This window comes from Neoroseomonas rubea (assembly GCF_016106015.1).
Taxonomy (GTDB): Bacteria; Pseudomonadota; Alphaproteobacteria; order Acetobacterales; family Acetobacteraceae; genus Neoroseomonas; species Neoroseomonas rubea.
This window is the reverse complement of record NZ_JACADQ010000136.1, coordinates 1-10,279: the sequence shown is the minus strand read 5'-3', so window position 1 is coordinate 10,279 and position 10,279 is coordinate 1. Positions and strand designations below refer to the sequence as shown.

Genomic DNA, 10,279 nt, shown 5'->3' with positions numbered 1-10,279 from the left:
CAGGAGTTCAGGCGTGAGCTCTCCCGTCCCGCCGCGCGGGGGCGGCGGGGGCCCCGCCGGGGCGCGGCCCGGCCGGCTGTTCGGCCAGCAGCGCGACACGGGTGAAGCCGGCGCCGGCGATGGTGCCCATTACCTCCATGACGCGGCCATAGGCGATGGCGCGGTCGCCGCGGACGAAGATGCGCCGTTCCTGCGCGCCGGCCGGCTGGTTCGCCATGATGGCGCGAAGCCGCGGCACCAGGTCCTCGACCGTCACCTCGGTTTCCTGGAGGAAGACGCGGCCCTCGGGGTTCACCGTGATGGTGAGCGGCTCGGTCTCCTGGTTGAGCGGCGATGCGGCGGTGCGCGGCAGGTCCACCGGCACGCCCACGGTCATCAGCGGTGCCGCGACCATGAAGATGATGAGCAGCACGAGCATGACGTCGACGAAGGGCGTGACGTTGATCTCGGCCATCGGCCGGTAGCGGGACCGGCCATTGGCCCGGCTGCCGACAAGGGGGGCGCCCATCGCGCTATTCCGCCGCGGTCGCCGCGGGCGCGGCCTTGTCGTTGGCCGCCATTTCCGTCTGGCGGGACAGGATGGCCGCGAACTCGGTCGCGAAGGATTCCATCCGCCCCGCGAAGCGCGCGAGGTCGGTGTTGATCTTGTTGTAGGCGAGCACCGCCGGGATCGCCGCGATCAGGCCGATCGCCGTCGCGAACAGCGCCTCCGCGATGCCGGGGGCGACCACGGCGAGGTTGGTGTTCTGCATCCCCGCGATCGCGGCGAAGGAGTTCATGATGCCCCAGACCGTGCCGAACAGCCCGATGAAGGGTGCGACCGAACCGACCGAGGCGAGGAAGACCATCCAGCGTTCCAGCCGGTCCATCTCCCGCCCTATGGTCACGGCCATGGCGCGCTCGACGCGTTCCTTGGCACCGCCGAGCAGCGCGCCGTTGCCGGCGCTGCGGCGCCATTCACGCATCGCCGCGCCGAACACCGCGGCGATCGGATGGGTCGGCTCCTCCCCTTCCCGCGCGAAGAGGTCGTCGAGGCTGCCGCCGGACCAGAAGCGGTCCTCGAAGGCATCCGCCGCGCGATTCGCCCGGCGCAGCCCCGTCACCTTGTCGAACACCACCGCCCAGACCCAGATGCTGGCGAGCAGCAGCCCGATCATGACGGACTTCACCACCCAGTCCGCCTGGAGGAAGAGCCCCCAGAGCGAGAGGTCGTGCGCCGCCTGTCCGAGCGCCTGGGCCGTCACCGTGCCGTTCACGCGGTCTCTCCTTCCTCGCCCCGCGATCGGGGGCCGGCGGCCGCGGCCGCCTTCCATGACTTCGTCGCCGTCAGCCCGCCGGCTGGACGACCAGGCCCTTGAGCACCGACCGCCAGGGTTCGGGCAGCGGCACCGGCTTCAGCGCGGCCTGGTCCACTGAGACCAGCCCGACCTTCAGCCCCGCGAGCCTTTCGCCCGGCGCTCCCGACCCTTCCTCCGCCAGGCGGACCGTCTGGTCGAGAAGGATCTGCGCGCCGGTAACCCTGAGGATCGCGGTCTCCACGACCACCCGCGAATCGAGGCGGGCGGGCCGCCAATACTCCACTTCGACGCGCCGCACCACGAGCAGCGCTCCATGACGTTCTATCATCAGATTGTGTGGCAACCCAATGGCGCGCAAGGATTCCGTCCGCGCGCGCTCCGCCCAGTGCAGATAGCGGGCGTGATAGGCCATCCCGCCCGCGTCGGTATCCTCGAAATACACGCGCAGGTAGTGTCGATGTATCCGGTCTGACGCGGCTAGTTCAGGCCCAGTCATATATCCTGGTCTCGCAACAGATCGAGCTGCGCGACCAGGCCCGCCGGCGGCGCAAGGCCCAGATGCCGCCAGCCGCGCTCACCCAGCATCCGCCCGCGAGGCGTGCGCAGCACCAGCCCTTCCTGGATCAGGAAGGGCTCGACCACTTCCTCGAGCGTGTCGCGCCCCTCGGCCAGCGCGGCCGCCAGCGTCTCGATCCCGACCGGCCCGCCGCCATGGTGTTCGGCGATGCGCAACAAGTAGCGGCGGTCCATCGCATCGAGGCCGAGCGCATCGACCTCCAGCCGCCGCAGCGCCGCATCGGCCATGGCGCGGTCGGCGACGCGGTTCTCCACCATCGCGAAGTCCCGCACGCGGCGCAGCAGCCGGCCGGCGATGCGCGGCGTGCCGCGGGATCGCTTCGCGATTTCCATCGCGCCGTCGTCGGACAGGGCGAAGTTCAGCTTGCGCGCGCCGCGCGTGACGATGCCGTGCAGTTCCTCGGCCGTGTAGAAGATCAGCCGCAGCGGAATGCCGAAGCGGTCGCGCAGCGGCGTGGCCAGCAGCCCGGCGCGCGTCGTCGCCCCGATCAGCGTGAAGGGCGGGATGTCGATGCGCACGGTCCGCGCCGCCGGCCCCTCCCCGATGATCAGGTCCAGGCAGAAATCCTCCATCGCCGGATAAAGCGTCTCCTCGATCGCGGGCTGGAGGCGATGGATCTCGTCCACGAACAGCACGTCGCGCGGCTGCAGGTTCGTCAGGATGGCCGCAAGGTCGCCCGAGCGCTGCAGCACGGGGCCCGAGGTCGCGCGGAAGCCGACGCCCAGTTCGCGCGCGACGATCTGAGCGAGCGTCGTCTTGCCCAGGCCCGGCGGGCCGTAGAACAGCACATGGTCCATCGGCTCCGCGCGGGCCTTCGCCGCGGCGATGAAGACCGCGAGGTTCTCCCGCAGGCTCGCCTGCCCCGTGAAGTCGGCGAGCGTCTGCGGGCGGAGCGCGTGCTCGCCGTAGTCGTCCTCCTGCCGGTCGGGCGAGGTCAGGCGCTCCCCGCTCATCGCGCCATTTCCTTCAGCCCGTCGCGGATCAGCGCGTCGAGCGTCGCCCCTTCACCGAGGCGCTTGGCCGCGCGCGCGATGGCCGCCGCCGCCTGCGGCTGCTTCCAGCCGAGGTTGACCAGCGCGGAGACGGCATCGGCCTCCGCCCCCTGTTCCGGCGCGAGGACGGGCAGCGCGCCCTCGCCATCGGCCTCCGGCGTCGCGCGGCCGACCGCCCATTTCTGCATGGCGGGCTCGTCCACGATGCGGTTGGCGGTCGCGGCGCCCAGGCCCTTCACCTCGGCCAGCCGCTTGCGTTCCTTGGCGGCGATGGCCCGGGCGAGGCCGTCGGGGCTCAGCGAGGACAGCACGATCAGCGCCTTCTGCGGCCCGACCGTCTTGACCTCGATCAGCGCGCGGAAGGCCTCGCGCTCGGTCGCGTCGGCGAAGCCGAACAGGGTGATGGCATCCTGGCTGACGCGGGTTTCGACGAGCACGCGGTGCGGCCCCTCCCGCGTCGTCAGCGCATCGAGCGTCTTGCGCGAACAGGAGAGCAGGTAGCCGACGCCGTTGACGTCGAGGATGCAGCCGCCTTCGTGGGTGCTTTCCACCCGCCCCTTCAGCAGCCCGATCATGCCGGCTGGTATCCACGGGCGAGGGCCGCGCGGGAGGAACGGTGATGCGCGTGGCAGATCGCCACTGCCAGCGCGTCGGCCGCGTCCGCGCGCTTGAAGGTCACGCCGGGCAGCAGGTGCTTCACCATCGCCTGCACCTGGTCCTTGGCCGCGTGGCCGTTGCCGACGACGGCGCGCTTCACTTCCATCGCGCCGTATTGCGCGACGGAAAGCCCCGCCAGTGCCGGGGCCAGCACCACGACGCCGCGCGCCTGTCCGAGCTTCAGCGCGCTGTCCGGATTGCGCGCGACATAGGTGTTCTCGACCGCGGCTTCCTCCGGCGCATGCAGGTCGATCACGGCGGCGAGGCCGCGATGCAGCGCGAGCAGCCGGTCGGGCAGATCCTCGGCCGGTGTGGTCGAGATCACGCCCTCGGCGAGGAAGCGCAGGCGGAAGCCGTCATGCTCGATTAGCCCCCAGCCGGTGTGCTGGAGGCCGGGATCGAGGCCGAGGATGCGAATCGGGGCGCGCGCCATGGCGCCGGCCTTCTAGCAGAAGCGGCGCCCGCCCGCCCGTCAGCCCGCCAGCCATGGCCGGAAGGCCCAGATCAGCCCGCCCGCCGCGGCGAGCCACAGCAGGACGATGAAGGCCGCCCCCGCCCGGCTGACCGGCCGCGCCGCCGCCGCCGCCGCGGTCGCGCGGTGTTTCTCCATCAGCGCCGGCGGAATGAGGCGCAGGACGAGCAGGATCAGCAGCGGCAGCAGGATCGCGTCGTCAAGGTAGCCCAGCACCGGGATGACATCCGGGATCAGGTCGATGGGGGAAAGCGCATAGGCCGCGATGGCCAGCGCCAGCAGCCGCGCCGCCCAGGGCGTGCGCGGATCCCGCGCGGCGAGCCACAGCGCATGCACGTCGCGCCGGATGGCGCGCGCCCAGCCCTTCAGGCGCGCGAACATGCCGGCTCAGGCCGCCGAGAGCCTCTCGGCCGCCGCCGCGTCCACCTCGAAATTGGCATAGACGGTCTGGACGTCGTCATGGTCGTCGAGCGCGTCGATCAGCTTCAGCACCTCGCGCGCCCGCTCCTCATCCAGGTCGATGGTGGTCGATGGCCACCATTCGAGCTTCGCCGCCTCCGCTTGGCCGAACTTCGCCTCCAGCGCGTCGCGCACACTCGCAAAATCCTCGACGCTGGTGCTGACCTCGTGGCCGTCCTCGTCGGATTCCACATCCTCGGCGCCGGCCTCGATCGCGGCTTCCAGCATGGCGTCGGCGGAGGCGGCGGCGGGCTTGAAGCGCAGCACGCCCTTGCGCTCGAACTGGAAGGCGACCGAGTTCGTCTCCCCCAGCGCGCCGCCGTTCTTGGCGAACATGGACCGCAGGTCGCCGCCGGTGCGGTTGCGGTTGTCGGTCAGGGCCTCGACGATGATGGCGATGCCGTGCGGGCCGTAGCCCTCGTAGCGCACCTCCTCATAGCCTTCCCCCTGGCCGGCATCCGATGCGCGCTTGATGGCGCGGTCGATCGTGTCCTTCGTCATGTTGGCCACGAGCGCGGCCTTCACCGCGGCGCGCAGGCGCGGGTTCATCGCCGGGTCGGGCAGGCCCATCTTGGCGGAGACGGTGATCTCGCGGATCAGCTTGCCGAAGGCCTGGGCGCGCTTGGCACCCTGGGCGGCCTTGCGGTGCATGACGTTCTTGGCGTGCGAATGGCCGGCCATGGAGGCCTCTCTCCGTCGGGTACCGTTGGCTTCGGGGACCCGGGGCTTCTAGCCGCGCCGTCCCGCCCGGGGCAAGCACGGGCTGGCGGACCGGCCCGGGGCCGGGCCAGACTGGCGCCATGGACACGCACTCCCCCGCCGACCCCTTCGCCGTCACCACGGAAGCGCGCCTGCGCGAGATCTACGACCAGCCGCTGGAAGGCCCGATCAAGAAGGTGACGCACCGGATCGAGGCGACGGCCCGCGCATGGATCGCGGCCTCCCCCTTCTGCATCCTGTCCACGGTCGGCAGCCGCGGCGTGCACGCGACGCCGCGCGGGGACGCGCCGGGCTTCGTCGCGGTCGAGCCGGACGGCACGCTGCTGATCCCGGACCGGCGCGGCAACAACCGGCTGGACGCGCTGCGCGACATCCTCGAGGACAACCGCGTCTCGGTCATTTTCTTCGTCCCAGGCGCGTCGGAGGTGCTGCGCGTGCACGGCACCGCGCGCATCACGGCGGACCCGGCGCTGACCGGCCGCTTCGTCGAACGGGGCAAGGTGCCGGCGACGGTGCTGGTGGTCACCGTCACGGAACTCTTCATGCAATGCGCCAAGTCGATCATGCGGTCCCGCCTTTGGGACGGGCGGGCGCGGCCGGCGGGGCTGCCGACGATGGGGCAGCTCATCGCCTCCCACCGTGCCGACGGCGCCGTGGACGCCGCCGACTACGACCGCGAGGCGCCGGCGCGCCTCGAGTCCACGATGTACTGAAGCTCAGTTCAACCGGATGCCGCGCAGCACCTCGGCCTTCTGGGCGATGTCATCGGCCAGGCGGCGGGAGAAGTCCGCGCGGTTGAGGAAGTAGTTCGCCGGCTGGGACCCGGTGCGCGCCGCGGTGCGGTAGGCCTCGCTGTTCGCCGCCGCCGCACAGGCGGCCTCGATGCGCGCGATCCGGTCCTCCGGCGTCCCGGCGAGCACGAACAGCCCGCCGAAGGAGGCCGGGGCGACGTCGAAGCCCTGCTCCACCGCCGTCGCCGCTTCGGGGAAATCCGGGTGCCGCTGCCGGTCGAACACCGCCAGCACGCGGATGTCGTTCCGCCCAGCGGCCGAGCCCAGCACGATGGAGCCGACATCGATGCGCCCCTGCAGCACCTCCGTCATCACCGCGGCGTCGGCACGATAGGGCACGTGCTCGATCTCGGCGCGCGCCGCGCCCAGCCACTGCACCATGGCAAGATGCGGGATGGAGGTGACGCCGAGCGTGCCGTAGGTCATCCGCCCCGGATTGGCCTGCGCCGCGCGCTGCAGGTCGGCCAGCGTGCGGATCGGGCTGTCAGGACGGACGACGAGCGCCATCGAATTGCTGAACACCTGGCAGACCGGGCGGAAGGAGCCGGTCTGCAGGCCGGAGGTCGACTGCGTCACCGGCAGCACCGAGGCGACGAGTGCCGGCATGAACAGCACCGTGTAGCCGTCCGCCGGCGCGCGCAGCACCGAGACGGACCCCACCACGCCCGCCGCGCCGTCGCGGTTCACGACGACGACGGACTGGCCGAGCGGCCCCGACATCTGCGCGGCGAGCGCACGCACCAGCAGGTCGATCGCGTTGCCCGGCGGATAGGGCAGCACGACCTGCACGGTGCGGCTGGGGAAGGCTTCCTGCGCAAGCGCGGGCGGCGGCAGGGCGGCGGCAGCGGCAAGCGCCGCCGCGCCCAGCAGGCGTCGGGTGATCATTCTTGTCTTCTCCCTTGGGGAATGCGGTTCAGCCGGCGGGGACGAGCCTGGACGGGTCGGAGCCGACGCGCCCGCCCGCCTCGCCGCTCTCGCGCGACAGGGTGAAGTCGTAGCGGATCGCGGGCACGCCCTTCATCGGCGCGTCGGGCAGGTCGTCGGAGGTCGTCACCACGAGCGACTTCGAGACGCCGAACACCGTGTCGCTGTCCACATGCTCGTCATCGCCGAGATAGAGCGCGGTGACCAGTTCCCGGAAGCCCGGGGCTGCGATCAGGATGTGGATATGCGCGGGGCGGAAGCCGTGCCGCGCCTGCTGGCGCACGAGTTCCCCCACCGGCCCGTCCATCGGGATGGAATAGCCGAGCGGCCGTTCGGTGCGGACATGGTAGCGCCCTTCCGCGTCGCAGCGGATGCGCCCGCGCATGTCCATCTCAGACGGATCATGCGCCTGCAGGTCGTACAGGCCCTCGGCATTGGTCTGCCACAGGTCGATCACGGCGTGCGGGATGGCGCGGCCCTCGGTGTCGGTGATGCGGCCGAACATCAGGATCTCCGGCCCGCCTTCCGCGCGGGCCAGCGTGCCGCCGAGCGGCACCTCCGGCGCGCCTTCGCGGAAGAAGGGGCCGAGCAGGCTGGTCTCGGTCCCCGCCGCTTCCCGCCCCTTGGCATCGTGCATGACGTTGACCAGGCGGGAGAGGCCGAGCACGTCCGACAGCAGGATGAACTCCTGGCGGATGGGCGAGCACATCTGTCCGACCGCGGTCATGAAGGCGATGCCCTTGAGCCATTCGTCGGGCGTCAGCTGCACCTCCCGCGCGAAGGCATGCATGTGGCGGACGGCGGCTTCCATGATCTCGCGCAGGCGCGGATCGGGCGTCGTCGCCATCTGGGCGATGACGGCGTCGGTGATCTCGTTGACGTCGAGGTCCTGCACTGTTTCCTCCTCTCGTCGCGCCGGCGCCCCTGCGGCGGCCCGTTCGTCTGGCGGCGCACCCTGCTTGCGCGGGGCGCACCGGGTCAATGGCTCCGCCCGCTCAGGCCGCGCGGCACTCGGCGGGCGGTCCGCCTTCGGGCATCACATGGGCGTCGAAGCCCGGCGTGGCCACCCCGCGCCGCATCGGCACCACCGCATCCGGAAATTCCTGCGCGAAGGTCGCCCCCGCATCGGCCAGGCGTCCGAGCAGCGCGTCCAGATGCGCCATCGCGCCGCCCGCGATGTCGTGCAGCACGAGCACCGGCCGCGCCTGCGCCATGCATTGCGCGAAGGCGACCTCCGGCCAGCCCTCGGCGTCCTTCCAGTCGCCCGGCACGGCGGACCACAGCGCCACCGTCTGGCGATTTTCCTGCAGATGGAGCGCGGCCTCCGCGCTCAGCAGATGGCGCCCGATGCGCCCGCCTCCGCCCACCGGGCGGAACAGCCGGTCGGGATGGGCGAAGGGGCGGATCAGCGCCTCGGTCATGGCGATCTCGGCGCCCGCATGGCCGCGATCCGTCCGCGCCCCGAGCGGGCCCTGGTGGGTGAAGCTGTGGTTACCGATCCAGTGGCCTTCGGCATGCGCGCGTGCCATCAGCGCGCGCCGCGCCGGATCCGCAAGCCGGTTGCCGACCACGAAGAAGGTCGCGCGGATGCCGCGCCGGCGCAGCACGTCCAGCACGCGCGGCGTCGTCGCCTCGTCCGGGCCGTTGTCGAAGGTGAGCGTCACCTCCCGCATGGCTGTCAGGCCTCGTCCGCGACGCCGTTGCGCAGCGTGCCGATGCCCTCGATCTCGACCTCCACCACGTCGCCGGGCACGAGGAATCGCGGCGGCGTGCGGGCATAGCCGACGCCGGACGGCGTGCCCGTCGCGATCACGTCGCCGGGTTCGAGCGTCATGACCTCCGACAGGATCGCGATCAGCCGCGGCACCTTGAAGATCATGTCGGCGGTCGTGCTGTCCTGCATCGTCTGCCCGTTCACGCGCAGCGCGATGCGCAGCCCGTCCGCGCCAGGCGGGAGTTCCTCGGGTGTGACGATCTCCGGCCCGAAGCCGCCGGTTGCATCAAAGTTCTTTCCGATGGTCCATTGCGTCGACCTGCGCTGGAAGTCGCGCACCGAGCCCTCGTTGAAGCAGGCATAGCCGCCGACGACGGACAGCGCCTCCGCCTCGCTCACATGCCGCGCGCGGCGGCCGATGACGATGGCTAGTTCCGCTTCCCAATCCAGCTTCGCGCTGGCCCGCGGGCGGATCAGCGGCGCGCCGGGGGCCGCGAGGGACGTCGCGCCGCGCAGGAACACGGCCGGATAGTCGGGGATCGGGTTGCCGCCTTCCTTGGCGTGCAGCGCGTAGTTCAGCCCGATGCAGACGATCTTCCCGGGCACGGGCACAGGCGGCAGCAGGTCGAGGCCGGCGACCGGGATGCGCGGCGCGGCGGCCGCCCGCGCGGCGAGGCCCGCGAGGAAGCCCGGCCCCATCGCGAGCAGCGCCGGCATGCTCGCCGGGACATCGGCGCCGAGGCTCGCGAGCGGCGCGACCTCTTCTCCCAGCCGGAGGCCGAGCGCGGCACCTTCGGGCGAGCGGAACGAGAGCAGGCGCATCGGCGTCCTCCAGATGCACGCTTATTTTACCGATAAAATTGCCCTGTCAACGCGTTTTATCGCTCTTGCCTCCCGCAGCCCGCTTCGCCATGGTCCGCCGCCATGCAGCGCAACGGCGCCACGCCCGACCCCGCCGGGTCCCCCGACACCCAGGCCACCGCGGCCTATCGTCGGCTGCGCGCGGACATCCTCGAAGGGCGCCTCGGGCCTGGGGAAAGGCTGAAGGTCCAGGACCTCGCCGCGACCATCGGCGCCGGCCCCACCCCGGTGCGGGAGGCGCTGGCGCAACTCGCCGCCGAGGGGCTCGCCCGCCGCATCGAGCAGCGCGGCTTCCGCGTGGCCGAGGCCGACCCCGCCGGCTTCGCGGGCCTGGTCCGCACCCGCTGCCTGGTGGAGGCGCTCGCACTCGGCGAAGCCATCGCCCGCGGCGACGCCGCATGGGAGGATTCGGTCGCCGCCGCCGAGCGACGCCTCGCACGCCTGCCACGGTCGCTCGAGCCCGGGCGCTACGTGGCGAACCCGGCCTGGGAGGAAGCGCACCGCGCCTTCCACCGCGCCCTGATCGCCGCCTGCGACGCGCCGCCGCTGCTTGCCTTCTGCGACCGGCTGCGGGAGGAAGCGGAGCGCTACCGCGCCATCGCCAACGCCGTCGCCTGGCCGGGGCGCGATGTCGCGGCCGAGCATGCCGCCATCGCCGAAGCAGCACTCGACCGCGACGCGCCGCGCGCGACGGCGCTGCTCGCGCGCCATCTCGGCGCCACCGGCGAATTCGTCGGCGTCGCCTTGCAGGCCAAGGCCGCGCCCGGCCGCAGATCGAAAGGGCACGCGCACGCACCCCAGCCACACTTGAGAC

Annotated in this window: 14 protein-coding genes; 2 read left to right on the top strand and 12 right to left on the bottom strand. The window is 71.9% G+C overall.

Features of this window, described 5'->3' with window-relative positions; genetic code table 11:
- Positions 1-7: 7 nt before the first annotated feature.
- The 8 genes from tolR to HW577_RS13865 form a co-directional block, all read right to left on the bottom strand.
- Entirely contained in the window at positions 8-508 is a 501-nt protein-coding gene (gene tolR / locus HW577_RS13900; protein WP_198376735.1) for a protein TolR, read from the bottom strand.
- A gap of 4 nt (positions 509-512) precedes the next feature.
- Positions 513-1,256: a protein TolQ gene (gene tolQ, locus HW577_RS13895; RefSeq protein ID WP_332837696.1), complete on the bottom strand. Its 744-nt coding sequence runs from the start codon at positions 1,254-1,256 to the stop codon at positions 513-515.
- 70 nt (positions 1,257-1,326) lie between these two features.
- Entirely contained in the window at positions 1,327-1,794 is a 468-nt protein-coding gene (locus HW577_RS13890) for a YbgC/FadM family acyl-CoA thioesterase (RefSeq protein WP_198376733.1), read from the bottom strand.
- Positions 1,791-2,828 (bottom strand): Holliday junction branch migration DNA helicase RuvB, encoded by a 1,038-nt coding sequence (gene ruvB, locus HW577_RS13885; RefSeq protein WP_198376732.1) that lies wholly within the window; start codon positions 2,826-2,828, stop codon positions 1,791-1,793. The genes HW577_RS13890 and ruvB overlap by 4 nt, the downstream gene beginning before the upstream one ends.
- The gene (ruvA, locus tag HW577_RS13880) at positions 2,825-3,442 is read right to left on the bottom strand and encodes a Holliday junction branch migration protein RuvA (RefSeq protein ID WP_198376731.1); all 618 of its coding nucleotides are present in this window, start codon (positions 3,440-3,442) and stop codon (positions 2,825-2,827) included. The genes ruvB and ruvA overlap by 4 nt, the downstream gene beginning before the upstream one ends.
- Complete coding sequence (gene ruvC / locus HW577_RS13875) at positions 3,439-3,957, bottom strand: crossover junction endodeoxyribonuclease RuvC (protein ID WP_198376730.1); 519 nt, start codon at positions 3,955-3,957, stop codon at positions 3,439-3,441. Before ruvC ends, ruvA begins: the two co-directional genes overlap by 4 nt.
- A 39-nt stretch (positions 3,958-3,996) precedes the next feature.
- A complete protein-coding gene (locus HW577_RS13870; protein WP_198376729.1) occupies positions 3,997-4,377 on the bottom strand; it encodes a YkvA family protein in 381 nt (126 codons plus the stop codon).
- A 6-nt stretch (positions 4,378-4,383) separates the two neighbouring features.
- A complete protein-coding gene (locus HW577_RS13865; RefSeq protein WP_198376728.1) occupies positions 4,384-5,136 on the bottom strand; it encodes a YebC/PmpR family DNA-binding transcriptional regulator in 753 nt (250 codons plus the stop codon).
- Between the two features lie 119 nt (positions 5,137-5,255).
- Between HW577_RS13865 and HW577_RS13860 the strand changes: the two genes are divergently transcribed.
- Positions 5,256-5,888 carry an MSMEG_1061 family FMN-dependent PPOX-type flavoprotein gene (locus HW577_RS13860; protein WP_198376727.1) on the top strand — a complete coding sequence of 211 codons (633 nt, stop codon included), beginning with the start codon at positions 5,256-5,258 and terminating at the stop codon, positions 5,886-5,888.
- A 3-nt stretch (positions 5,889-5,891) separates the two neighbouring features.
- Here HW577_RS13860 and HW577_RS13855 read toward each other — a convergent pair whose 3' ends face one another.
- The 4 genes from HW577_RS13855 to HW577_RS13840 all read right to left on the bottom strand — a co-directional run bounded on the left by HW577_RS13855 (position 5,892) and on the right by HW577_RS13840 (position 9,426).
- Positions 5,892-6,851, bottom strand: coding sequence for a tripartite tricarboxylate transporter substrate binding protein (locus tag HW577_RS13855; RefSeq protein ID WP_198376726.1), 960 nt, complete (start codon positions 6,849-6,851; stop codon positions 5,892-5,894).
- Positions 6,852-6,879: 28 nt separating this feature from the next.
- Positions 6,880-7,785: a dioxygenase family protein gene (locus HW577_RS13850; RefSeq protein WP_198376725.1), complete on the bottom strand. Its 906-nt coding sequence runs from the start codon at positions 7,783-7,785 to the stop codon at positions 6,880-6,882.
- A gap of 100 nt (positions 7,786-7,885) precedes the next feature.
- Entirely contained in the window at positions 7,886-8,563 is a 678-nt protein-coding gene (locus HW577_RS13845) for a polysaccharide deacetylase family protein (RefSeq protein ID WP_198376724.1), read from the bottom strand.
- 5 nt (positions 8,564-8,568) lie between these two features.
- The gene (locus tag HW577_RS13840) at positions 8,569-9,426 is read right to left on the bottom strand and encodes a fumarylacetoacetate hydrolase family protein (protein ID WP_198376723.1); all 858 of its coding nucleotides are present in this window, start codon (positions 9,424-9,426) and stop codon (positions 8,569-8,571) included.
- A gap of 102 nt (positions 9,427-9,528) precedes the next feature.
- On the opposite strand from HW577_RS13840, the gene HW577_RS13835 reads away from it, so the two are divergent.
- Positions 9,529-10,279: GntR family transcriptional regulator (locus HW577_RS13835; RefSeq protein ID WP_198376722.1), on the top strand; the 751-nt coding region annotated here is incomplete at its 3' end.